This is a genomic window from Rhizobium sp. NPDC092011 (genome assembly GCF_044756305.1).
In the GTDB taxonomy this organism is placed as follows: domain Bacteria; phylum Pseudomonadota; class Alphaproteobacteria; order Rhizobiales; family Rhizobiaceae; genus Rhizobium.
Genome location: NZ_JBIVSO010000010.1, coordinates 112417 through 135768, shown reverse-complemented (window position 1 = coordinate 135768; position 23352 = coordinate 112417). Strand labels below are relative to the sequence as shown.

General features: G+C 59.9%; 20 protein-coding genes. 15 read left to right on the top strand and 5 right to left on the bottom strand.

Going from position 1 to position 23352, the window contains the following annotated elements; all coding sequences use genetic code 11:
- The first annotated feature begins 3 nt into the window (after positions 1-3).
- The 9 genes from ACIQJ2_RS29030 to cysG all read left to right on the top strand — a co-directional run bounded on the left by ACIQJ2_RS29030 (position 4) and on the right by cysG (position 12196).
- Positions 4-591 carry an ANTAR domain-containing response regulator gene (locus tag ACIQJ2_RS29030; protein WP_199143525.1) on the top strand — a complete coding sequence of 196 codons (588 nt, stop codon included), beginning with the start codon at positions 4-6 and terminating at the stop codon, positions 589-591.
- A gap of 34 nt (positions 592-625) precedes the next feature.
- Positions 626-1900 carry a CmpA/NrtA family ABC transporter substrate-binding protein gene (locus ACIQJ2_RS29025; RefSeq protein ID WP_400672438.1) on the top strand — a complete coding sequence of 425 codons (1275 nt, stop codon included), beginning with the start codon at positions 626-628 and terminating at the stop codon, positions 1898-1900.
- A gap of 363 nt (positions 1901-2263) precedes the next feature.
- Positions 2264-3562 carry a CmpA/NrtA family ABC transporter substrate-binding protein gene (locus tag ACIQJ2_RS29020; protein WP_400672435.1) on the top strand — a complete coding sequence of 433 codons (1299 nt, stop codon included), beginning with the start codon at positions 2264-2266 and terminating at the stop codon, positions 3560-3562.
- A 38-nt stretch (positions 3563-3600) separates the two neighbouring features.
- Positions 3601-4455 (top strand): nitrate ABC transporter permease, encoded by an 855-nt coding sequence (gene ntrB / locus ACIQJ2_RS29015; RefSeq protein ID WP_400672668.1) that lies wholly within the window; start codon positions 3601-3603, stop codon positions 4453-4455.
- A gap of 10 nt (positions 4456-4465) precedes the next feature.
- The gene (locus tag ACIQJ2_RS29010) at positions 4466-5263 is read left to right on the top strand and encodes an ABC transporter ATP-binding protein (RefSeq protein ID WP_400672432.1); all 798 of its coding nucleotides are present in this window, start codon (positions 4466-4468) and stop codon (positions 5261-5263) included.
- A 4-nt stretch (positions 5264-5267) separates the two neighbouring features.
- Complete coding sequence (gene nirB, locus ACIQJ2_RS29005; protein WP_400672429.1) at positions 5268-7718, top strand: nitrite reductase large subunit NirB; 2451 nt, start codon at positions 5268-5270, stop codon at positions 7716-7718.
- A gap of 4 nt (positions 7719-7722) precedes the next feature.
- A complete protein-coding gene (nirD, locus tag ACIQJ2_RS29000; protein ID WP_199143513.1) occupies positions 7723-8073 on the top strand; it encodes a nitrite reductase small subunit NirD in 351 nt (116 codons plus the stop codon).
- Between the two features lie 27 nt (positions 8074-8100).
- Positions 8101-10755, top strand: coding sequence for a molybdopterin-dependent oxidoreductase (locus ACIQJ2_RS28995; protein WP_400672426.1), 2655 nt, complete (start codon positions 8101-8103; stop codon positions 10753-10755).
- Positions 10727-12196 carry a siroheme synthase CysG gene (gene cysG / locus ACIQJ2_RS28990; protein ID WP_400672424.1) on the top strand — a complete coding sequence of 490 codons (1470 nt, stop codon included), beginning with the start codon at positions 10727-10729 and terminating at the stop codon, positions 12194-12196. Before ACIQJ2_RS28995 ends, cysG begins: the two co-directional genes overlap by 29 nt.
- Here cysG and ACIQJ2_RS28985 read toward each other — a convergent pair.
- Positions 12193-13245 carry a YwqG family protein gene (locus ACIQJ2_RS28985; protein ID WP_400672421.1) on the bottom strand — a complete coding sequence of 351 codons (1053 nt, stop codon included), beginning with the start codon at positions 13243-13245 and terminating at the stop codon, positions 12193-12195. The two genes, cysG and ACIQJ2_RS28985, sit on opposite strands and share 4 nt — an antisense overlap.
- A gap of 218 nt (positions 13246-13463) precedes the next feature.
- Between ACIQJ2_RS28985 and ACIQJ2_RS28980 the strand changes: the two genes are divergently transcribed.
- The 4 genes from ACIQJ2_RS28980 (at position 13464) to ACIQJ2_RS28965 (ending at position 16281) form a co-directional block, all read left to right on the top strand.
- Positions 13464-13943, top strand: coding sequence for a hypothetical protein (locus ACIQJ2_RS28980; protein ID WP_400672418.1), 480 nt, complete (start codon positions 13464-13466; stop codon positions 13941-13943).
- A 115-nt stretch (positions 13944-14058) separates the two neighbouring features.
- Positions 14059-14646 (top strand): hypothetical protein, encoded by a 588-nt coding sequence (locus tag ACIQJ2_RS28975; RefSeq protein WP_400672415.1) that lies wholly within the window; start codon positions 14059-14061, stop codon positions 14644-14646.
- Between the two features lie 490 nt (positions 14647-15136).
- Positions 15137-15853 carry a glutathione S-transferase family protein gene (locus tag ACIQJ2_RS28970; protein WP_400672412.1) on the top strand — a complete coding sequence of 239 codons (717 nt, stop codon included), beginning with the start codon at positions 15137-15139 and terminating at the stop codon, positions 15851-15853.
- Complete coding sequence (locus tag ACIQJ2_RS28965) at positions 15850-16281, top strand: thioesterase family protein (RefSeq protein ID WP_199143499.1); 432 nt, start codon at positions 15850-15852, stop codon at positions 16279-16281. Before ACIQJ2_RS28970 ends, ACIQJ2_RS28965 begins: the two co-directional genes overlap by 4 nt.
- A 147-nt stretch (positions 16282-16428) precedes the next feature.
- Here ACIQJ2_RS28965 and ACIQJ2_RS28960 read toward each other — a convergent pair whose 3' ends face one another.
- The gene (locus ACIQJ2_RS28960; RefSeq protein WP_400672409.1) at positions 16429-17916 is read right to left on the bottom strand and encodes a GMC oxidoreductase; all 1488 of its coding nucleotides are present in this window, start codon (positions 17914-17916) and stop codon (positions 16429-16431) included.
- 122 nt (positions 17917-18038) lie between these two features.
- Between ACIQJ2_RS28960 and ACIQJ2_RS28955 the strand changes: the two genes are divergently transcribed.
- Positions 18039-18926: a sugar phosphate isomerase/epimerase family protein gene (locus ACIQJ2_RS28955; RefSeq protein ID WP_400746658.1), complete on the top strand. Its 888-nt coding sequence runs from the start codon at positions 18039-18041 to the stop codon at positions 18924-18926.
- 87 nt (positions 18927-19013) lie between these two features.
- On the opposite strand, the gene ACIQJ2_RS28950 is transcribed toward ACIQJ2_RS28955, so the two are convergent.
- The gene (locus tag ACIQJ2_RS28950; RefSeq protein ID WP_400672403.1) at positions 19014-19862 is read right to left on the bottom strand and encodes a sugar phosphate isomerase/epimerase family protein; all 849 of its coding nucleotides are present in this window, start codon (positions 19860-19862) and stop codon (positions 19014-19016) included.
- Positions 19863-20211: 349 nt separating this feature from the next.
- Positions 20212-21210, bottom strand: coding sequence for a Gfo/Idh/MocA family protein (locus ACIQJ2_RS28945; RefSeq protein WP_400672401.1), 999 nt, complete (start codon positions 21208-21210; stop codon positions 20212-20214).
- 308 nt (positions 21211-21518) lie between these two features.
- On the opposite strand from ACIQJ2_RS28945, the gene ACIQJ2_RS28940 reads away from it, so the two are divergent.
- Complete coding sequence (locus tag ACIQJ2_RS28940; RefSeq protein WP_199143478.1) at positions 21519-21893, top strand: hypothetical protein; 375 nt, start codon at positions 21519-21521, stop codon at positions 21891-21893.
- A 170-nt stretch (positions 21894-22063) separates the two neighbouring features.
- On the opposite strand, the gene ACIQJ2_RS28935 is transcribed toward ACIQJ2_RS28940, so the two are convergent.
- On the bottom strand, positions 22064-23347 hold the full coding sequence (locus ACIQJ2_RS28935; protein WP_400672399.1) for a cytochrome c: 1284 nt from the start codon (positions 23345-23347) through the stop codon (positions 22064-22066).
- Between the last annotated feature and the right edge of the window lie 5 nt (positions 23348-23352).

The following is a 23352-nucleotide window of genomic DNA, read 5'->3' as shown; positions in this document are numbered from 1 at the left end:
GCAATGCTTCATTCCGAGCTGACAATTCTGGTCATAGACGAAAACGTCATCCGCGCCTCGATCATAGAGGAAGGGCTGCGTGAGGCCGGGCATGGCAAGGTCACCGTCATTCACGAAGTCAATGGTGTTGCCCGCATCATCGAGGCACTCAAGCCCGATGTGATCGTCATCGATATCGAGAATCCGAATCGCGACATGATGGAGCACCTATTTCAGTTGACCCGCACCGTCGGCCGACCAATCGCGATGTTCGTCGACAGATCCGATACGGCGCAGATCGAGGCGGCCATGGACGCAGGTGTTTCGGCCTATGTCGTCGACGGATTGAAGAAGGAGCGTGTCAAATCCATCCTCGACATGGCGGTCAGCCGCTTCAATGCCTTCTCTCGCCTTCAAAGAGAGCTTGCCGAGGCAAAATCTGCCCTCGAACAACGTAAGATCGTCGAGCGCGCAAAGGGCATTCTGATGAAGATGCGCGGCCTGTCAGAGGAGGATGCCTTCGCACTCCTGCGTCAGACGGCCATGAACGAGAAGAAGAAAATCTCCGAAATCGCCCAGAGTGTGGTGACGGCGGCTGGACTGCTGATGTGATCGCCCTGATGGCAGAAGGCCGAGGTAGGAAAAGATGACGATAGTCGAACGCTCCAGTAGCAAGCTTGTCGCCCCCCAACGCGTCAGCGGCAAAGAGCAGAAGGTCCTGCGTGCCGGCTTTATTCCGCTCGTCGATGCTTCCGTCCTGATCGCTGCAGCCGAATTCGGCTTTGCTGCCAGAGAGGGACTGGCGCTCGAACTGGTCAAGGATGTCTCATGGGCCAATGTCCGCGACCGATTGGCCTTCCGCCAATTTGACATCGCGCACATGTTGTCACCGATGCCGGTAGCTTCCATGCTTGGCCTCGGCTCCAACCCCTCGGCGACCATCACTCCCTTCTCGCTCGGCCGAGGTGGCAGCGCGATCACTCTCTCGGTCAGGCTGTTCGAGCGTATGCGCGACCATGTCGGGATTGCTCAACAGGCGAGCGCGCTCGAAAACTCCAAAGCGCTGGCCGCAGTGCTTTCCGGCATGAAAGACCGCGGCGAAGCGCCTCCTACGTTCGGAATGACCTACCCGTTCTCGTCTCACAATTACGAGTTCCGATACTGGCTTGCCGCCGGCGGCATCGACCCCGACCGGGACGTGAAGCTCGTGGTCGTTCCGCCGCCGCTGACATCCGATGCGCTTGCGGCCGGGGCCATCGATGGCTTCTGTGTCGGCGCTCCCTGGAACATGGTTGCATCCGAGCGCGGCGTTGGCCGCATCGTCGCGGCCAAGCAGGACATTTGGCCATCAGCCCCGGAGAAGGTGATCGGCATGCGCCCGGAATGGGCCGAAAGCCATCCCGAAACGGTTTCACGCCTGATCGTTGCGCTGGACGCCGCAGCCCGCTGGTGCGACCGGTCGGAAAATCACGACGCGCTTGCTGAGGCGCTCGCAGATCAGCGCTATATCGCCGCCCCCGCCCATATTATCCGCCACGTTTTGGCCGGCGAATTCAATCTGGACGACAAGGGAAATCGGCGCGTCATCGATCGATACTTTTCCTTCCATGGCGGCTATGCCAACTATCCGCGCCCAAGCCAGGCTCTATGGATTTTCAGCCAGATGATCCGCTGGGGGCAGATCGCTTTTTCCAAACGGAATATGAAAATCGCCGCCTCGGCCTATCGCCCGGACCTCTACAGGCTGGCGCTCGGCGAGGACGCCGGGCCAGATGATGCGGATATCCGCATGGAGGGCGATATGGAGGGTGATCGCTTCATGGATGGGCACATCTTCGATCCCATGGACATGGCTGATTATGTCGGTGGATTTGCCGTAAAGGCGGCGCGTGCAGCGCAGCTTTCCATTGAGGATATTTGACGGCAACTACGCTGCACTGCACAAAATAGGCGCAGGATCTTTGATCGCAGGATGACAACCGCCTAAAACATTTGCAGTTGCAGCATCATCGCACGAAACCAATACGTGCGCGCGCTCTTGAAATAATCGAGCGTTTTCATTCGATTACACCTCACTTCAAAAACTGGCACGTATATTGCTTTGTTAAACCTGCCTTGATCAACGGCGATCCGGGCACGCAATGCGCTGATAACGCGCTCGCAAAGACATCGACGTCGCAAGGTTCTTGCTCCGGGCTTCCATTCCGTCCCGGGCTGCATCGACCGAGCGGCGTTTTTTTGTGCCTGAAATTCTTCCGTCAAAAGCAACAAGGGGAAGCTGCAAGTGAACAAGATCCTGTCCGGTGGCGTCACACGCCGAAACCTTTTGAAGACGTCTGCGGCAGCGGCTCTGATCGGCGCGGTCAGAACGACCTTCCCTTCCGGCGCCTTTGCAGCCACTAATGGAGCTGAAGTGACAGGCGCCAAGCTCGGCTATATCGCGCTCACCGATGCCGCACCGCTGGTTATCGCCAAGGAAAAAGGCCTATTCGAAAAACACGGCCTGCCCGATGTCGATGTCGCCAAGCAGGCATCCTGGGGCGCGACGCGCGACAATCTCGTGCTTGGTGGAGCGGCGAACGGCATCGATGGCGCTCATATTCTCTCCCCACTCCCCTACCTGATGCACACAGGCAAGGTAACGCAGAACAACCAGCCTGTGCCGATGGCGATCCTCGCGCGCCTCAACTACGACAGCCAGGGCATTTCGGTTGCCAAGGAATATGCAGATACCGGCGTCCAGCTCGATGCCTCCAAACTGAAGGCCGCCTTTGACGCGAAAAGAGCCGCGGGCAAGGAAATCAAGGCGGCCATGACCTTCCCCGGGGGCACGCATGATCTGTGGATCCGCTACTGGCTGGCCGCCGGCGGCATCGATCCCGACAAGGATGTCTCGACCATCGTCGTGCCGCCGCCGCAGATGGTCGCGAACATGAAGGTCGGCAACATGGACGTCTTCTGTGTCGGCGAGCCGTGGAACGAACAACTCGTCAACCAGGGTATCGGCTTCACCGCCTGTACGACCGGCGAGATCTGGAAGGGTCATCCGGAGAAAGCGCTCGGCATGCGCGCCGACTGGATCGACAAGAACCCGAAGGCAGCCAAAGCCCTGCTGATGGCCGTGATGGAAGCCCAGCAATGGTGCGACAGCATGGACAACAAGGAGGAAATGGCCGCCATTCTTGGCAAACGGCAATGGTTCAACGTGCCGCCGAAGGACGTGCTCGGCCGTTTGAAAGGTGACATCAACTACGGCAACGGCCGCCTTGCCAAGGGCACGGATCTCTACATGAAGTTCTGGAAGGATGGCGTGTCCTATCCCTATCAAAGCCATGATGCTTGGTTCATCACCGAGAATATCCGCTGGGGCAAATTCGCGCCCAACACCGACATCAAGGCGCTGGTCGGGCAAGTAAACCGCCAGGATATCTGGCGCGATGCCGCCAAGGAACTCGGCGTCGCCACTTCGGACATTCCCGCTTCGGTCTCCCGCGGCAAGGAAACCTTCTTCGACGGCAAGATCTTCGATCCGGAAAATCCCTCTGCCTATCTCGAAAGCCTCTCGATCAAGGTGGCATCATAATGTCAGCTCTCGCACGCAAACACGCATCCGGTCCAACAATGCCTGAAGCGCTCAAGGGTCAAGTCGTTACCCTCTCCAGTCGTCCTGCCTCCAGCATCGACATTCGTCAGATCGGGCTTGCCATCCTGCGCAACACCCTACCGCCTCTTGTGGTTCTGGTCCTTCTGCTCGGTATCTGGCAGCTGCTCTGCGAGCAACCGGGCGCGAGCCTGCCGCCGCCCTCACAGGTCTGGCAGGAGAGCTATGATCTCATCGTCAATCCGTTTTTCAACAACGGTCCGCAGGATATCGGACTTGCCTGGCGCGTGCTCGTCTCGCTGCAGCGTGTCGCCTATGGTTTCGGTCTTGCCGCTGTCGCTGGCGTGTTGATCGGCGCATTGATCGGGCAATCGGTCCTGGCGATGCGTGGCCTGGATCCAATCTTCCAGGTGCTGCGTACCGTACCGCCGCTTGCGTGGCTGCCGCTCTCGCTCGCCGCCTTCCAGAATTCCAATCCTTCGGCGATCTTCGTGATCTTCATTACCTCCATCTGGCCCGTCATCATCAACACGGCGACCGGCGTTCGCAATATTCCGCAGGATTATCGCAACGTCGCCAAGGTCCTGCGTCTCAACCAGATCGAATTCTTCTTCCGCATCATGGTGCCGGCCGCCGCTCCCTACATTTTCACGGGTCTTCGCATCGGTGCCGGGCTTTCCTGGCTTGCCATCGTTGCCGCCGAAATGCTGACCGGCGGCGTCGGCATCGGCTTCTTCATCTGGGACGCGTGGAACTCCTCGCGCCTGCCCGACATCATCGTGGCGCTGGCCTATATCGGCGTCACCGGCTTTTTCCTCGACCGTTTGGTCGCCGGCCTTGGCGCCGTCGTGACCCGCGGCATGACGAGCAATTGAGGAGAACAGGATGAACGCTTATCTGAAACTCGATCATATCGACAAGTATTTCGATCGCGGCGGCCAGCGCGCCGAGGTGCTGAAGGGTATCGAACTCGTCATCGACAAGGGGGAGTTCGTATCGATCATCGGCCATTCCGGCTGTGGTAAATCGACCCTGCTCAATCTCATTGCCGGTCTGACCCCGGTTTCCGCCGGGGCGGTGCTCCTTGAAAACCGTGAGGTTAACGAACCCGGCCCCGATCGCGCCGTGGTCTTCCAGAACCACAGTTTGCTACCGTGGCTCAGCGTCTACGAAAACGTAAATCTGGCCGTCTCGAAAGTGTTTCGCGGCACGAAGACCAAGGCCGAACGCCATGAATGGGTGATGCGTAACCTCGACCTCGTTCAGATGGCGCATGCCAAGGACAGGCGTCCGGCGGAAATCTCCGGCGGCATGAAACAGCGCGTCGGCATCGCACGCGCACTTGCCATGCAGCCAAAGATCCTGTTGCTGGACGAACCTTTCGGCGCGCTCGATGCGCTCACGCGCGCCCATCTGCAGGATGCGGTGATGGAAATCCACAACCGGCTCGCTAGCACCATGGTGATGATCACCCATGATGTCGATGAAGCGGTGTTGCTCTCCGATCGTATCGTCATGATGACCAACGGTCCGGCCGCCCATATCGGCGATATCCTCCATGTGCCGATCGCGCGGCCGCGCAATCGCATCGAGCTTGCATCCGACAAAACCTATCTCAAATGCCGCGAGGCCGTGTTGACGTTCCTCTACGAACGCCACCGCTTCGTCGAAGCTGCGGAGTGATATCATGACCCAGAAACTCGTCATCATCGGCAACGGCATGGCGCCTGGACGCATGCTCGAGCACCTTCTCGAAAAGGCACCCGGTCTCTACCAGATCACGATCTTCAACGCCGAACCGCGCGTCAATTACGACCGCATCATGCTCTCGCCGGTGCTGTCGGGCGAGAAAGACTACGAACAGATCATCATCCATGGCGACGGCTGGTACATCAAGCACGACATCACCCTCTACAAGGGGCACAGGATCGTCGCCGTCGACCGGATCGCCAAGACGGTGACGTCGGATCATGGTGTGACCGAAAGCTACGACAGGCTGGTCATTGCCACGGGCTCCATACCCTTCATCATTCCGGTTCCGGGCAAGGACTTGCGCGGGGTCATCACCTATCGCGACCTCGACGACGTGCAGGCCATGCTGCTTGCCGCCCAATCGCGCGAAAAAGCCGTCGTCATCGGCGGCGGCCTGTTGGGTCTGGAGGCTGCCGCCGGCCTCAATCAGCGTGGCATGGATGTGACCGTTCTGCACGTGCAGCCGACCTTGATGGAGCGTCAGCTCGATCCGGCCGCCGGCTATCTCCTGCAGCGCGCAGTCGAGGATCGCGGCATCAAAGTCATTACCAAAGCCAACACCAAGGCGATTATCGGCGACGGCAAGGTCGAAGGCATCGAGCTTGATGATGGCCGCATCATCCCCGCGACGCTGGTGGTGATGGCCGTCGGCATCCGCCCCAATATCGCCCTTGCCAAGGAAGCGGGCATCGCCGTCAACCGCGGCATCGTCGTGGACGACGGCATGCAGACCTCGGATGGTTCGATCATGGCGCTTGGCGAATGCGCCGAAGTCGGTGGACAGGTCTATGGCCTGGTGGCCCCGCTCTACGAGATGGCGCGGGTCGCAGCATCGCAGCTGTCGGGTGACCGCTCAGCCGCCTTCGTGCATTCGGACACGCCGACAAAGCTGAAAGTCACTGGCATCGACCTCTTCTCGCTCGGTGATTTCGCCGATGGCGACGATCGCGAGGAAATTGTCCTGCGCGATGCGGCCGGCGGCGTTTACAAGCGACTGGTGCTCAAGGACAATCACATTATCGGCACCGTTCTCTATGGTGAAACGGCCGATGGCGCCTGGTTCAATGACCTGAAGAAGAAGGCGACCGACATCTCGCAGATGCGCGACACCTTAATCTTCGGCCAGGCCTATCAAGGAGGGTCGCCGCTGGACCCTATGGCGGCCGTTGCAGCCTTGCCGGATGATGCGGAGATCTGCGGCTGCAACGGCGTCTGCAAGGGCAAGATCACGGCGACGATATCAGCCAAGGGGTTGACATCGCTCGATGATGTGCGTGCCCATACGAAGGCCTCAGCCTCCTGCGGCTCCTGTACCGGGCTTGTCGAACAACTTATGTCGATCACGCTTGGCGATGCCTACAATCCCAAAGCCGTGCAGCCGATGTGCAATTGCACCGAGCTTGGCCATGACGATGTGCGCCGCCTGATCAAGGCCAAGAAGCTGAAGACCATCCCTGCCGTGATGCAGGAACTTGAGTGGAAGACGTCTTGCGGCTGCGTGAAATGCCGTCCGGCGCTGAACTACTATCTCGTCTGCGACTGGCCGGATGAATATGCCGACGACTACCAGTCACGCTTCATCAACGAGCGGGTGCACGCCAATATTCAGAAGGACGGCACCTATTCGGTGGTACCGCGCATGTGGGGCGGCGTCACCAATTCCAGCGAATTACGCGCCATTGCCGATGTGGTCGACAGGTTCGAGATCCCCATGGTGAAGGTCACCGGTGGCCAGCGCATCGATCTTCTCGGTGTGCAGAAGGAGGACCTGCCGGCAGTATGGGCAGATCTCGGCAAGGCGGGCTTCATTTCCGGCCAGGCCTATGCCAAGGGCTTGCGCACGGTGAAGACCTGCGTGGGCTCCGACTGGTGCCGCTTCGGCACGCAGGATTCCACCGGCCTCGGCATCCGCATCGAAAAATTCATGTGGGGCTCATGGACGCCGGCAAAGCTCAAGCTCGCCGTCTCGGGCTGTCCGCGAAATTGCGCCGAGGCGACCTGCAAGGACATCGGCGTCATCTGCGTCGACAGCGGCTTCGAAATCCATTTCGCCGGTGCCGCCGGCCTAGACATCAAGGGCACGGAAGTCCTGGGCCTGGTCAAGACCGAGGATGAAGCGCTCGAACATATCGTGGCGCTGACGCAGATGTATCGCGAGCAGGCCCGCTATCTCGAACGCATCTACAAATGGGCCAAGCGCACCGGCCTTGAAGAAATCCGCCGCCAGATCGTGCAGGACGACAGCAAACGCAAGACCTACTACGAGCGCTTCGTCTTCAGCCAGACGTTTGCACAGGTCGATCCCTGGTCGGAGCGCGTCTCCGGCAAGGATAAGCACGAATTCAAGCCGATGGCGACGATCGGTTACTCGCACGCTGCGGAGTGAGGAGATGGATATGAACTGGCCAAACGACAGCTGGCATCTAATCGGCGATATCGCAGACATTCCCCTGCGCGGAGCGCGATGCGTGAAAACCCCGCAAGGCAAGATTGCCGTGTTCCGCACGGCCGAAAACGAGGTCTTCGCCATCGAGGACCATTGCCCGCACAAGGGCGGCCCTTTGAGCCAAGGCATCGTCCACGGGACGGCCGTGACGTGTCCGCTGCACAATTGGGTGATCTCGCTGAAGACCGGCAAGGCACTCGGAGCGGACCAGGGCGAGGTGCGGACCCTTCCCATCCGCATCGAGGATGGCGCTCTCTTCATTGCGCTCGACAGCCTGATGATGGCGGCGGAGTGAGGATGAGAGAGCGTGGGAGAAGACCCCATGGCCATTGAAACCAAGACCACATGTCCCTATTGCGGCGTCGGCTGCGGTGTTATTGCCAGGGTGGATGACGACGGCGAGGTCTCCGTGAGAGGCGACCCCGACCATCCCGCCAACTTCGGACGCCTCTGCTCGAAGGGCTCCGCGCTTGCCGAAACCATCGATCTCGACGGCCGGTTGCTCTATCCGGAAATCGAGGGCCAGGCGACGAGCTGGGTCGAGGCTCTCGATCTCACGGCGCGTCGCTTCAGCGAGACGATTGCCGAACACGGGCCGGACTCGGTTGCGTTCTATGTCTCGGGCCAATGCCTGACGGAGGACTATTACGTCGCCAACAAGCTGATGAAGGGCTTCATCGGATCGGCCAATATCGACACCAATTCGCGGCTATGCATGGCCTCCTCCGTTGCCGGCCATCGCCGCGCCTTTGGCACAGACACGGTGCCGGGTGTCTATGAGGATCTCGAACTTGCCGAGTTGATCGTGCTGGTCGGCTCGAACCTTGCGTGGTGCCATCCGGTGCTCAACCAGCGGATCCAGGCGGCCAGACAAGTCAGGCCCGGCATGAAAATCGTCACCATCGATCCCAGGCGCTCGGTCACCTCTGATCTCGCCGACATGCACCTGACGATCAAAAGCGATGGCGATGTCGCCCTCTTCAATGGCCTGCTTGCCCATCTCGCCGGATCGCCGGCCTTCGACCACGACTATGTATCGGCGCACACAGTCGGCTTCCGTGATGCGCTGGAAGCGGCCCTAACCAGAAGCTTGCCAGATGTCGCGGAGGAAACGGGGCTGTCTGTCGCCGAACTCGGCGCATTCTACCGCCTGTTTGAAACGACCGAAAAGGTGGTGACCTGCTACAGCCAAGGCGTCAACCAATCCTCTGTTGGCACTGACAAGGTCAATGCCATCATCAACTGCCATCTCGCGACAGGACGCATCGGCAGGGCGGGCATGGGACCATTTTCCCTGACAGGCCAGCCGAATGCGATGGGAGGAAGAGAAGTCGGCGGCCTTGCCAACATGCTTGCAGCGCATATGGACCTTGAGGACGAGGCCGCGCGCGATCGGGTGCAGCGCTTCTGGAAATCGCCAACTATCGCCGCAAAGCCTGGCCTCAAGGCCGTCGAGATGTTCGAGGCCGTGGCGGATGGGCGCATCAAGGCGCTATGGATCATGGCCACCAATCCGGTCGTTTCTATGCCGGATGCCGATCGCGTACGCGACGCCATCCGCAACTGCCCTTTCGTCGTCGTCTCAGACATCCAGAGGAACACCGACACCGCTGCGCTCGCCCATATACTGTTGCCCGCAGCCGGCTGGGGCGAAAAGAACGGAACCGTCACCAACTCCGAGCGACGCATTTCCCGCCAGCGCAATTTTTTAGGCCTGCCCGGCCAAGCAAGGCCCGACTGGTGGCATATGGCCGAGGTTGCCAAGCGTATGGGCCTCCGCGGTTTCGACTACAGCAGTCCAGCAGAGATTTTTGCCGAGCACGCGGCCCTTTCCGGCTTCGAAAATGGCGGCATGCGCGACTTCGACATCGGCGCAAAGGCGGGTATCTCGCCCGATGCCTTCGAGGCAATGTCGCCGTTCCAATGGCCACATCGCAAAGGCGTCGACGAGGGCGTCACCCGCTTCTTCGCCGGCGGCAAATTCTACACGCCGGACCGCAGGGCCAGGTTCATTGCCGTCACATCCGCGCGCGACGATCGCACGACGAGGGATACACCTTTCACGCTCAATAGCGGCCGCATCCGCGACCAGTGGCATACGATGACACGCACGGGCAAGGCGGCACGGCTCTCATCGCACCTCGCCGAACCTTTCGTCGAGATCAACCCGGTGGACGCCACAAAACTCGGCATCGACAAGGCAAGCCTGGTAAGAGTGCAAAATTGCTACGGTTCGGTCGTGCTCCGCGCCTTGCTCACCGAACGCCAGCCGCGCGGCGGCGTCTTCGTCCCGATGCATTGGAACGATGCCTATTCGGCCAATGCGCGTGTGGCGGCTCTGCTGGCGCCTCGTACCGATCCCCTCTCCGGTCAGCCCGCCCTCAAGAACACCGGCGCCCAGGTTCGGCCCGCCGAAATGGCATATTACGGCTTTGCGGTGACCGCCTCCCGCCCCGCGCGACTTGACGCTCCTTATTGGGCGATCGCGAAAGCGCCGTCCGGCTGGCGCGTGGAGTTCGGCTTCGACAAGGCGCTCGACCATGTCGAAACATGGTGCCGCGATACTTTCGGCCTGTCAGATCGCAGCGAGCATCTCGCCTATGTCGACAACTCGACGCGGCAGCAACGCCATGGCTTTTTTCAAGGGGAAAAGCTGTTGCTCGCCTTCTATCTCGCGCCGGAACCTGTCGCCGTTTCGCGAGACTGGGCCGTCGGCCAACTCGACACGCCCCTTGAGACGGTGCCGGCGCGCCTTGCGGTGCTCGCCGGCCGGCCGGGTGCGGATCAAATCGATCCGGGTGCCACCGTCTGCTCCTGCTTCTCGGTCGGCATCAACCAGATCGCAGGCGCCGTCGCGGACGGTTGTCATTCGGTCGAGGCTATCGGCCAGCACCTCAAGGCAGGAACCAATTGTGGCTCCTGCCGCATGGAAATCAGAGGGATTATCGATGATTGCCTTCGCCAAGCAGCCGAATGACAGACAGGAGCGCATCGCTACCCTCGCCTCACTGCCGGTGTTCTTTGACATCAGGGGGAAGGCCGTGCTGGTGGCCGGCGGTAGCGACGGAGCGGCGTGGAAAGCCGAACTTCTGGCGGCTGCCGGCGCGGAGGTGCATGTCTTCTGCCCAGCTGCCGAGCTTTCCGAAGTCTTCGGGGAGCGAAGAAGCCAGTTCATCCACCACGATGCCCCCTGGCAGTCGGCATGTTTCAAAGGCTTTGCCTTGGCGGTCGGCGACTGCGAAACCAAGGAGGAGGCTCGCCACTTCCACGATCGCGCCATCACTGCAGGGGTTCCCGTAAACGTCATCGATATCCCGCAATTCTGTCAATTTAAGTTCGGCTCGATCGTCAACCGCTCACCCGTGGTCATAGGCATCTCGACGGACGGCGCCGCTCCCATTCTCGGCCAGGCTATCCGTCGGCGCATCGAAACGCTGCTTCCTCCCTCACTCAAATCATGGGCTCGATTTGCCCAGACCATCCGCTCCTATGTGACGGAGGCCCTGTCCCCGGTTCAACGACGGCGCTTCTGGGAAGGTTTCGTCGATCGCGCCTTTGGAGGCGCAGAGCCCGACGCTGATATGATGCCGGACCTGCTCGCAACCGCCAACCCTGTTCTCAGCGATGGCAAGACTGCCGGCCATGTGACCCTCGTGGGTGCCGGCCCGGGCGACGCTGAGCTTTTGACGCTCAAAGCCGTCCGCGCCTTGCAGGCTGCCGATGTGATCCTGTTCGATGATCTTGTTTCGAGCGAGGTGCTGGAACTTGCGCGCCGCGAAGCCAAACGGATGCTGGTGGGCAAACGTGGGGGACGCGAAAGCTGCAAGCAGGAGGATATCAACGCCACCATGCTAGCCCTCGCCAAGGCCGGCAAGCGCGTCGTTCGCCTCAAATCGGGCGACCCGATGGTCTTCGGTCGCGCCGGCGAGGAAATCGACCATCTTCGCCGCGAAAACATCTCCGTCGACATTGTTCCCGGCATTACGGCGGCAAGCGCCATGGCCTCCTGCCTCGGCATGTCGCTCACTCACCGCGACTACGCTCAATCCGTGCGCTTCATCACCGGCCATTCCCGCCATGGCGGACTACCGGCCGATATCGACTGGGCCTCCGTTGCAGACCCCCATACGACAACCGTGTTCTATATGGGCGGAAGGACGGCACCGCTCATCGCCAACAGGCTGATCACTGAGGGCCTTGAGCCTTCTACTCCAGCCGTCATCATGGCCGACATCAGTCGCAGCACGCAGCAGCAATGGCATGGCAGCCTCGAAATTCTTGCCGAGGGCATAGGGAGGATCGGCTACGAAAACCCCGTATTGATCGCCGTCGGCGGCGCTGTTTCAGCCTGGGCAGCGGCGGCCCCGCACACCGAACATCCTACCGCAACTCCGGCTCGGGCCGTGGAATGGCTCTAATCGCACTGGTAGGTTACACGCGCGCGCTCAAAGCGGCGGCCAGCAAGATCTTCGTCGCGGATGATCACGTAAAAGGCCCCCGGCCCCTCCATCCCGGCGTTCTGGTCGACGCCGATTTGAAGCAGGAGCCGCCACTTCCCCGCACCCTGTAGAAGCGCCTGCGCCTCGGGCGTGTCCCAAGCATCGCTGCGGCCGCAGTTGATGCCGTTGGCGGCAAGTTGAGCGCGCGATTGCAACCCGTTCTGCAGCGTGCGCGGATAACCGCCGAGCTGATGGTTCTCGCCGCCCTTCTTGTCCGGCTTGCCGAACTGTGCAAGCCAATCGTCATAGGCGTCGTACAACTCGTCATCGGTGAGATCGAAGGCATCCCAATTCCTGTCGTCCGGCGAGATCGGCGTGACGATCGGCGTGGCCGAGATCGGCACCGGCTTGAAGACCGTCGTCCAGCCTGCGACTGTCAGAAGTGCCTCGGGGATCGAAGCACGCCTTAGCGATGCGGCGGAGGACCGGTCCCAGATCACGCGCCAGCCAAGGGCCGCTTCGGGGCAAAACTCCTCCGGGAGCTCCCAGGAGTCGTAAAAGACGAGAAGACGCCCCTCGGCCGGCAGCATCGCATCGAACCCCTCAATCTTGGAGAGCGCCGCAAGGTCGAATTGGCCGAAGAATGCGAGTGGAAAGGGCCGTTCCATCGCATCGGCACGGAGCTGTTCGTTCCGGCTGAATTCCGCCCCTTGCTCTTGCGTCATCCAGGAGCCGGGCTTTTGCGAGGCCTCCAGCAGATAGGCGGCGTGCTGCCGGTGCTGTGCGGCCCGCAATGCTCCATCCGGATAGGCCGGGCGCTCCGGCCACGCCATCCCGACCGGCAGGTCGGGTGCGCCGCCGAGCCGGCTTTCTCCAAGCGCAATCTCGCTTGTGTCCGCATCCGTCGTGGTCAGGAGAAGCGCCTGCCGCGCCTGAGCCACCAGCTGCGACACGACATCCTCGGGCAGTTCCGTTTCCTGTAGGGAAGCACGAAGTTCTTCGCGAGTGCGCGGAAGACGTCTGTTCATCACTTTCTCCAGCAGACTTTTTGCCCGATCACGTCAGATCGACGATCGCCGCCAGGATCGACATAGGCATCTATCCGACTATATCCATGACATACGGTGGCGTTAGATGATTCCGCCGCCGCATCGGCTTTTAATCTCGACGTCTTCCATATGAAGAATGGATTATGATTCCCATGACAACCTCATCTGCGACCCGGACTTCGGACACTTCCATATATTTGAACGAAAATACGCTGCGCCAACTGGAGCAGCCCTATGAAATCTTCGCGTCCGTACCGAAAATCCTGATCCGGCTGGCACTTTACATCATCGCCGGCGGCGCATTGAGCGCGCTGTTGATGTCCACACACAAGACGAATTGGGCGATCGGCTTTGCCATCCTCTTTCTGGCGGCCGCAGCGGCCCTGCTTTTGCAGTTTCGCTATGTGAGGCAACCGATCATCGTGCTCTCAAAGGCCGGGTTGCACCTGCGCACGCGCAGATTCGACAAGTTGATGGCATGGCCAACCGTGGTCGAGAATGACTGGATCGATACCTATCGCGTGATCAAGACGAGCAGCATCATCTCCCTGCGGGGTGGCGATCCCGCGAAGAGCCATACTGTCGTCGCCACGCATTTCCGCATAAAGCGCGACGAATATTTGCGGCTATGCAGCCTTTATGCGGCAGCGGCCAGCCACGCACAATCCAATGGGTGACGCACAATTTTCTGCGCTCCACGCGAAACGGCGGCTCCCTCTTCGCTCCTTGCTCATAAGCCTGACGGGCGCAATCGCGGCCAGCGCCATCGGTGCTTATGCCGGACGCTATGGCTTGGCCACACTTCCGGCCAGCGTCGCGATCCTTGGCGGTCTGATGGTGTTGATGATGATCGGCCAATGGTCGACCCTTGCCTATTATGTGTTCAGCCCAAAGCGGCTGACCTTCGACGAACAGGCGATGATCTATGGCGGGAAGACCTATCCCTATGCGGATATGACCGGCATTGGATCCTACGTCAGCAAGGCTGCGACCGAAATTCGACTGTCTGATGGCAAGCGGCTTTTGCTGCGCTGGGATATTTGGCAAGCCGCAGCCATCTGGGAACGATTACTGGAGGACAGAACCTTGCCGCATCTCTGGCGCAAGGCGCACCATGCGCTGGAGAGGGGCGAACAGGTCTCATTCGGTCCGGGTGCATCTTTGGACCAGAATTTCTTGACCCTGCGCAAGGGCAGCATTCCAATCGCCGCAATCAGCACAATCCGCTTCGTCAGCCAATCCAATATGGGGGCGCAAAGCCGCATCCTGCATATTGCCGATGAGCAGCGGGAATTGACCGTGGATGAGGATCATCTGCGCAACCGGCATGTGCTGTTCGCCCTTTTGGCGGAGAAGCTGCCCGCGAACCGAAGCGACTAACAAGCTGTCGGCATTGCAGCTGGCGCCGCGTAGGTTCAAGGCGGAGGGCACGATTGTCGGAGCCAATGACGGCCGGCTGTGCCGCGTTGAACGATGTCGAAAGTATCGGCGACCAGCGAACGGCGGAGGCTCGCAGCGCCGCGTTCACCTAGGATGCGTTCCACCTCGCCGGCAAACTACTGACACAGCCGCTGTGATTTCATCGACGACAATCGGCCTCCTTTTCGCGACGCTCATCTCGCTTCGTTCTTGACACCTCAACCAAAGCTGATGATCGTCTGAAACAAGCAGTCGCGACGATGCTGCCGAGGACTGGAGATGATCTACCGCCGTAGTGAGACAGGTATGAACGGCCGCGAGATTGGGCCTGCCTGCGCAAGCATCCGAACCACAGAAGACCTCATTTTGATTTTCAACTGCATTTACCCGATCAAGAGTGACAGCATGTGCCTCTTCGGTCAGTTTGCTAGCGCTGTCGGAGGCCAATGACATGAGCTCGGGCATGATACTCTACGAACTTGCCGGTGCCGACCCGGAGCTGCTTTTCAGCCCACATTGCTGGAAGGTGCGCATGGCGCTTGCGCATAAGGGGTTGGTGGCGGAAAGCCGGTCCTGGCGCTTCACCGAAAAGGATGCCATCTCCTTCTCCGGTCAGGGCAATGTACCGGTGCTGATCGATGGCGCAGAGATCGTAAGCGATTCCTGGCGCATCGCCCAGCATCTGGACGCACGGTACCCGAATACCCCTCTTCTGTTTGAAGCAAGTGCAACGGTGCCGCTCGCGGGCTTCGTTAACAGTTGGGCCGACAGGACGCTGCTCTCGCTGATTTCCCGGGTCATTCTGCTCGACATTCACGACTGTTTGTCCCCCGTCGATCAGGCCTATTTCCGCGCATCGCGCGAGAAGCGCTTCGGCGAGAGCCTTGAAGCAGTCGTCGCGGATCGCCCTGCGCATCTCCTGGCATTGCGGAAGAGCTTGGCGCCGCTGCGCGATGTTTTAAGGCAATACCCCTATGTGTCCGGCGCGGCGCCGGCCTATGCTGATTATTGCGTGTTCGGCATGTTCATGTGGGCGCGCTGTTCGAGCCCGGTTGAGCTGCTCGAAGCCGACGATCCGGTTTTCCATTGGCGGGATCGCCTTCTCGACGCTTTCGGAGGACTTGCTCGCTCCGCCCGACAAATTGCCTCCGACAGGACAAGGCCGTGACGACCGATATTAGAATAGAACAGTTCCCATGGCACTCCGTAGACAAGATCCGCTATGGAGATACGGACCGACAGGGTCACGTCAACAATGCCGTCTTTGCGACCTTTCTTGAAACCGGTCGCGTCGAAGTTCTCTATGATGCGAGGGCCCGAGTGGCTGAGCCCGACTGCGCCTTTGTCGTCGCCCGACTGGCGCTCGATTTTCGCGCAGAGATCCTCTGGCCAGGCGAGGTGACAATCGGTACTCGCGTCGCTTCCGTCGGCAGGAGTTCTCTCACTCTGGCGCAGGCAGTGTTTCAGGACGGTCGCTTGGCGGCAACGGCCGAAACCGTCATCGTGCAGGTCGATGAGGCAACGCGAAAATCCCGCCCGCTTTCGCCTGGCGCCACCGAATGGCTGAGCCGTCACACGGAGGCCGGTCCATCTTAGCGGATGATCCGACCTCTCAATATATGAATGCGACCCTTCGGCCCATTCGATGAATAGCCACTGTCGACGACAGAGATCTGCCTCATCTGGGCGGATCCGACGATCAGAACCTCAAATTCCTGCGTCGCCGCTCAGACGGTTCCCCGGTCAGGCGGTGCGGCGCGCGGCGGCGATCTGGCGGGCGCCGATGCTGGCGAGAGCGACGCTGAACAGGGTCGGGTTGGTGGCGGTCATCGTCGGAATGACACCATTGCCGGCGACATACAGGTTGGCGAAGCCCCAAACCTTGGAATTCCTGTCGCAGACGCTGGTGCCGTCGTCGCGTTCGCCCATGCGGATCGTGCCCTGATAATGCAGCGACGAGCCGACGGGCTGCACGAAAGTGGCAAAGCCGGCTGCCGGGCGACCGATAATGGCCGAAACCCGCTGGGCGAGGCCCTTGGCATCTTCCAGGCGCGCCTTGTCGCCTTCCGACTGACGCCAATGGATGGAGATGGCCGGCAGGCCAAGCCAGTCGCGGCGATTGTCGTCGAAAGTGACGCGGTTCTCGGCGCTGATATCGGAGGGTACGAAAACGCCCATGCCGACCGGCTGGCCACTCATTTCGCTGGTATGCGGTATCGAACGCAGGCTGGCCGGGGCAATAGTGACCGAATAGGGAAGATCGCGGGTGGCCGGAATCCAGCTCATCGCGCTCATGGACTCATCCGTCTGCATCTCAGTGATCTGCGAGACGATATAGTGGTCGTTGATGTAGCGGCCGAGAGCTTCGGGACGGATGCCCGAGGCGTAGAGCAACTGCGGGGAGTGCAGCGAATCGCAAGCAACGACGACCGTGCCCGCGCGGACGGTGAAACTTTCCTCCGAGCCGGCGCGCGTAAGTTCGACACCCGTGACCTGGCCATTCTCATGAATCACCCGACGGCATGCGGTTTCGGAGAGTATCTGAAAGCTCTCCTCTGGCTCATCGACGAGATCGCCGAGCACGACATCGGTGCCATGATAGCGTAGGCCACCGGGACCGGGCGTTGCGGCAAGCGGCATCGGCTGGACGAAGCGATCGGGTGTGCGGCCGGAATTGAAGGCCTCGCCCAGGCGCTCGCGCATTGCGATGGCTGCAGCATCGCCGGCATGCGGGTCCTTGTTGGTGCCGAGCAATTGCGCCGATAAGGCGAGAGCCCCGTGCATTTCATCGGTGGGGATGAAGGGCACCAGTTCGATCTCGGATGGGACAGGCGTGCCGGTCGACCATTTCGTGCCCATACCGCCGACATTGGCCGCCGAGAAGCCGGCAAAGAGGTTCTCATCCTGGGCATCGGCGTCGTTGGCGATGAACAGACCCGAACGGCGCAGCAACGAATGATCGAAACCACCGGCGCGCCGAGCCTCCCATTCCTCCTTGTTGATCGGCATGCGCGGGCTGCGGTCACCACCCTGGGCGCGCACTTCGAAGGCTGCGCGTTCGTCGAGGTCGGCGATATTGTCGAGATGCGCGCCCTTCTGCGGCAGAATCTGCGGACCGGCTTCCACCATCAGAATCCGCGCTTCCGGCCAATTATTCCTGATGACACGCGCATAGGCCGAGCCGGTCGGGCCACTTCCGATGATGACGACGTCGGCAGACTGACGAGACATTTCTGCTATTCCCTATTGTTAAATCAATTTGATTTTAGACAAAGATGTATCGTAGCCGAAGTCAACAGGCATTGTTAAGTTGTCGAACAAAGTTTTGATGAAAGCGCTCGAGGAGAGGCATGATGAAGATAGGTTTGAGTTCATACAGTTTCCGTTCGTTGATGCAAAGCGGCGCCATGCAGATCGAGGATATCTTTGCGTGGGTCGGCAAACATGGCGGCGATCATGTCGAACTGTCGACGCATTCCGTCGCGCCCGAAGGCCAGGACGTCCAGTATGAACTCGGCAATGATGCGGAAATGCTGAAACGGCTGACCGACGCATCGCAGAGAAGCGGCGTACCCATTTCCGGCATTTGCACGTCCGGAAATTTCATCGATGACGGTGAGAGGGCATTCCAGCTCAGCCGGCTGAAGCACTATGTCGAGCTGTGCGACAAGCTCGGCGTCCGCTTCCTGCGCCACGATGTCGTGCCATGGTCGTTGCGTGCGACCGACCCGGGCCAGTTCGAAGCGGCGTTCCCAGTCATCACTGAGGCCACCCATGAGCTTGCCGCGCATGCGGGCCGCTACGGCGTCACCACCAGTATCGAGGATCACGGCTTCTTCATGAATTCAAGCGAGCGGATGAAGCGGCTTCAGCATGCCGTCAACCTGCCGAATTTCAAACTGACGGTCGATATCGGCAATTTCCTGTGCGTCGACGAGAATCCGCTCACCGGCACGCGTGCTTGTCTCTCGGAAGCGAGCTTCATCCACATCAAGGATTTCTACGTGCGCCAGACAGCGCCGGGCGCAGACTGGCTGCAGACCATCGGCGGCCAGGCAATCCGCGGCGCGGTCTTCGGCTATGGCGATCTGCCGGTCAGGTCGATCGTCGAAGACATCGTCGCCTCGGGTTACGACGGCTTCGTCTCGCTGGAATATGAAGGCAACGAGCCGGCGCAATTCGGCTGCGAAATCGGGCTGAAGAATGCCAAGGCAATGTTTGCGGCCGCGGCCGGCCGCTGAACATTGCCCTCTAGCATTTTGTTTTAAGCAATTCCGGGCGGAAAACCGCTACGCACTTTTCCTGGAATTGCTCTTGCAATCTGAAAATCAGAGCGCGGCGATCCGGTCGACGCGCTTCTTGAGATCGGCGAGGCGTTTCCGATCGCCTCCCGGCACCTCGATCGAGGCCCAGCCGGAATAGCCGACATCAGACAGGGCCCTGTTCACTTCAGCCCAACCGCAGTCGCCCTCGCCCAGCTCGACATCGAAGCCCTTCCACGGGCCCTCGCTGTTCATCTTCTCAAGGCTGTATTCTTTGATGTCGATCTTCAGGATGCGCTTGCCGAGCGCCTCGATCCAATGCGTCGGCCGGCCATAGCGGAGGACATTGCCGACATCGAAATACCAGCCGAGCTTCGGATGGTCGATGCGATCGATGAAATCCGCCGCTTCGAGTGGGCTCAGCAGAAAATCGTTCCACACGTTTTCGAGCGCGATCGATATGCCGCTCGCTTCCGCCGCGGGCAAGATCTTGGCGATTTCCTCGCCGGCTCTTTCGTAAGCGGTCTTGTAACTTGTACCTGCATTGACGACGCCGGGAACGAGCAGCACCGTCGTGGCTCCGTAAAGCTTTGCCTCATGGAGCGCTTTGACCATCGCATCGACACAGGCCTGGCGCGCCGATGGATCGGGATCCGTCAGGGGATGCTTCCAGTGCACAGAATTGACGAGGCCGGGGATAGCAAGACCTGTCTTGTCGCGGGCGTTCAGAACCTCGTCGAGCGGCAAATCATTGGGCGAGTCGAGTTCAACCCCGTCATAGCCGAGATCCCGCAACAGTTGGAACTTTTCCAGGATAGAAAGCGAAGGCTCATCGACCATGCCCCATTTCAGGCTGATCTTCGCCAAGGGGCGAGCGGAAACGGACAATGCGGGGGGATTGGCAGATTCGGTCATCGATGGATCTTTGCTTGCTATGGGCGGAAGTGCGTCGGAACTATGTCAGCCAATATGGAACCGATCAATCGGCCATTGAAAGGCAAGAAGCAATACGCGCCACGCCCTAGCCATTGGATCGCCGCGACGTCAGTGGGTCTTGAGCGGATCGTTCCGCTATCCGCGCCCCTGCAGCAATCGCGGGCTGCCGGATTGGTGTGGACAATGTTGAGTTTGGCGCTTGCGATCATGGTATTGGCGCTCATCGCATTCATTACATCATTGATGCCATGCAACTCGACCGCAAACGTCGCCCGTCAAATGGCGATTTGCCCGCGTATGCGCTCACACGCAAGCGAGACTATCTGCATCAATCGGGAGTGGCGCTTTCGGTCAGCGCCTGCCATTCTGTCAGAAAGTCCATTATCTGCAGCGAGTCCTCAAGACTTGGTGACGGCGACATGGCTTCGCGCTGCCCATTTCTGATGGCCGCCTCTACAAGCTGGACTTGATAATCGAAAGCATCATAGCCCGATGAGAGCGTTAGCCTTTCGATCGGATGGCCGTAAATTTCGATTTCGAGGCTGTTTTCGCCCACCGCGGGCAGCCATGGGTTGGTGAGAAACCGTACCGAGCCGAGCTCCCCTCTAACGATGAACTCGTGGGACATACCGAAGCTGTCGGTACTCGTTATGCCAGCAATAAGTCCGTTGTCGAACTTGAGGATCGCGGTGGCATCACAAATGTTCCGATCCTTTGGAGAGCGATTGCCGGTAGCCTGGACATGCCTTTGCGCGAACACGGCGTCACCGCAACCCTTTTTCAGGACATAGTGTAACAAAGAGGCCGGATAGCACCCAAGATTGAAGATGGTTCCTTTGCCATTCGGATTGACGACATCCCAAATATCTGCGGCGTAAGTCGCCGAAACCGTGCGCAGACGCCCCAGGCGGCCGGACTCGACAATATCACCGAATGCGGCGATGATCGGGTGACTGAGATACATCAGCCCTTCGACGAAAAATATCCCGCTATCCTTAACCGCTTTTGCGATCGCACGTGCGTCTTCCATATTCGTTGCCAGCGATTTCTCGCAGAGAACCGCCTTTCCTTGCGCGGCAGCGGCAATCACAGCGTGGGCATGGAGGTTGTTGGGAAGACCGACATAGATCACGTCGACATCTCCGTCCTTCGCGACGACGTCCAAGCTGTCATACCGTCTTGGCACTTCGTATTGCGTGGCAAAGGCGTCAAGCCGATCCTGATCACGCCCTGAAACCGCCACTAACTGGGACCCAGCGCTTCTGGCAACCGCTTTCGCCATCGTATGGGAAATGAAGCTCGTCCCCAAGAAACCCCAACGCAACATGCCATGCCCCCAGTTTCATCGTCTTGCAAAGGCGATACCTGCTGCCCAAGGAGAAGGAAAGCGCTTTAAATCTGCCAGCAGCGACAGAAAATCTACCATCCCAGTATCTGGGCTACGCCCTGCGCCCAGACGGATAAGGACCGACTTGGGACTGAGGATCCGGACCCGGACGCGGCGCACAGCCAGCCGGACTGCCGCACCCCATCCCTAAGGGCTGGTCCAAGGCCTTATCGCTCGTGCCAGCACGTCACATCTATTGAAACCTCGGCTCTCCACCCCAATCTCTATTGGGTTACAGGAGCCTCGCCATGCCGTACCTCATTCTCACCTTATGCGCAGTTGTTTGCACGTTTTTCATTGCACGCTTCTTTGCGGTGCGAACGCGGCTGGCCGAGAAGGCGATCGATGAGGTGATTGGTCATAGGTTGAAAGCTTCCCCTCTGATTGGGGAGCTGGAGCGCCTGAAGGAAGAGACTGGCGTGATGCGCAACCTGCTGATCGATATGATCGAGAACGAAGTCTCCGTGCCGCCTACCAACATTGCCGCAACGGACGCTGAGCGAGCCCGCGCCATTATTGTTGCCCGGCATCGGCGACGCGAGATCGTTGGCGAGGCCATCTATGTCGTCAGGCAGGCCAAGGAGGCACGTAGTCTGAATAGCGAAACCAAGGTCTCGGGATAGGAATCGGGCGGCAGCGCATTCCGGCGGCCGCTTTAAAAATTCTCCAGCCTTTGCGATCGGCTATCGTCCGGATTGACAGGCTCGAGATTCCAAGTCGCTCCACGCCCGATCCTTATCCCGCCTCCTCGAAACCGGCGATCGACTGGCCGCTGGCTAACAGTCTGCCGATTTCACTTGCCTTCACGCAGCTGTTTCACGTCGTCGGGCGTCAGTTTGGATTCCTGGTTGCCCCAGCTTTCGCGCATCCAATTCACGAGATCCGCCAGCTGGCGGTCGTCAAGTTGATGACCAAAGCCAGGCATCGGCTGCATGCGCTCCAATCCGGGAAATTGCTGAGCAGGAATACCCTCGACCACGGCGCGGACGAGATTGCGCGCACTGGTCAATCGCAACGTCGCATTGGTGGCGAGCGGCACCACCACATGCGGGATGCCCTGCCCTTCCACCCCATGACAGCCTGAGCAAAGAGCGAGATAGGTGGGTTTTGCCGAGGCGGTAAGTTCCGGCGCGACGGAGATGGGAACCGGCACCGCCGGCGTTTGTCCTTTCGAGGGATCGTCGAGATCGAAGAGGTAGGCTGACAGGGCGCCGAGGTCGTCGGGCGTCATGTATTGCGTCGAAAAATGCACGACCTCGAACATCTGCCCCGTCATCGCTCCCTGCGCAGAGAGGCCGGATTTCATGAATGAGGCCAGCACGGCTGGCGTGAAGCCCATCTGCGTCAGGCCGCCCTTGGTGATATCGGGAGCATTGGCTCCCTCGATCACGGCCCCCTCGAGATAGGCATCCTGCTTCATGCCCTGCAGGAGGTTGCGCGGCGTGTGGCATTCCCCGCAATGGGCAAGCGCGTCCGCCAGATAGCGCCCGCGATTCCAGATGGCCGAGCGCGCAGGATCCGATGTGGAGAAATCGGAATGCAGGTTGAAGAGGTTCCAGAACGTCAGACCCTGCCGGATGCTGAACGGAAAGCCCAGCTCGTTCTTCTTGTTTGCGACCTTCATCGGTTCGCGTGTCATCAGATAGGCATAAACAGCATCGACATCCTCCGGTGTCATCTTGCGGTAGGATGCATAAGGCATCGCCGGATATAGATGTCCGTGCTTGCCGACACCATCGCGCACGGCCCGATGGAATTCCGCGCGCGTCCAGTTGCCAATGCCATTGTCCTTGTCCGGCGAAATATTGGTCGCATAGATCGTGCCGAATGGTGTCTTGAAAGGCAGGCCGCCGGCCCAGGGTGCCCCGCCTTTGGCCGTGTGACAGGCATAGCAATCCGCAGCCACGGCGACATAGGCGCCGCGCTTGGCGAGATCCTTCATCTGATCGCCCGTCAAAGGCTGGTCGACGTCCTTCGCGACCACGCTTTTCTCAAACAGGCCGAGGAAAATGCCCCCCGCAGCGGCAGCGCCCACCACGATGACGGCTGCTATAATCCAAAGCAGTTTTCTCATCATGATCG

Excerpts from the sequence above, each read along its gene's own strand:
- ACIQJ2_RS29030 (WP_199143525.1), top strand. The coding sequence starts at position 4 with ATGCTTCATTCCGAGCTGACAATTCTGGTCATAGACGAAAACGTCATC.
- ACIQJ2_RS29025 (WP_400672438.1), top strand. The coding sequence starts at position 626 with ATGACGATAGTCGAACGCTCCAGTAGCAAGCTTGTCGCCCCCCAACGC.
- ntrB (WP_400672668.1), top strand. The coding sequence starts at position 3,601 with ATGCCTGAAGCGCTCAAGGGTCAAGTCGTTACCCTCTCCAGTCGTCCT.
- ACIQJ2_RS29010 (WP_400672432.1), top strand. The coding sequence starts at position 4,466 with ATGAACGCTTATCTGAAACTCGATCATATCGACAAGTATTTCGATCGC.
- nirB (WP_400672429.1), top strand. The coding sequence starts at position 5,268 with ATGACCCAGAAACTCGTCATCATCGGCAACGGCATGGCGCCTGGACGC.
- nirD (WP_199143513.1), top strand. The coding sequence starts at position 7,723 with ATGGATATGAACTGGCCAAACGACAGCTGGCATCTAATCGGCGATATC.
- ACIQJ2_RS28995 (WP_400672426.1), top strand. The coding sequence starts at position 8,101 with ATGGCCATTGAAACCAAGACCACATGTCCCTATTGCGGCGTCGGCTGC.
- cysG (WP_400672424.1), top strand. The coding sequence starts at position 10,727 with ATGATTGCCTTCGCCAAGCAGCCGAATGACAGACAGGAGCGCATCGCT.
- ACIQJ2_RS28985 (WP_400672421.1), bottom strand. The coding sequence starts at position 13,245 with ATGAACAGACGTCTTCCGCGCACTCGCGAAGAACTTCGTGCTTCCCTA.
- ACIQJ2_RS28970 (WP_400672412.1), top strand. The coding sequence starts at position 15,137 with ATGAGCTCGGGCATGATACTCTACGAACTTGCCGGTGCCGACCCGGAG.
- ACIQJ2_RS28960 (WP_400672409.1), bottom strand. The coding sequence starts at position 17,916 with ATGTCTCGTCAGTCTGCCGACGTCGTCATCATCGGAAGTGGCCCGACC.
- ACIQJ2_RS28955 (WP_400746658.1), top strand. The coding sequence starts at position 18,039 with ATGAAGATAGGTTTGAGTTCATACAGTTTCCGTTCGTTGATGCAAAGC.
- ACIQJ2_RS28950 (WP_400672403.1), bottom strand. The coding sequence starts at position 19,862 with ATGACCGAATCTGCCAATCCCCCCGCATTGTCCGTTTCCGCTCGCCCC.
- ACIQJ2_RS28945 (WP_400672401.1), bottom strand. The coding sequence starts at position 21,210 with ATGTTGCGTTGGGGTTTCTTGGGGACGAGCTTCATTTCCCATACGATG.
- ACIQJ2_RS28940 (WP_199143478.1), top strand. The coding sequence starts at position 21,519 with ATGCCGTACCTCATTCTCACCTTATGCGCAGTTGTTTGCACGTTTTTC.
- ACIQJ2_RS28935 (WP_400672399.1), bottom strand. The coding sequence starts at position 23,347 with ATGATGAGAAAACTGCTTTGGATTATAGCAGCCGTCATCGTGGTGGGC.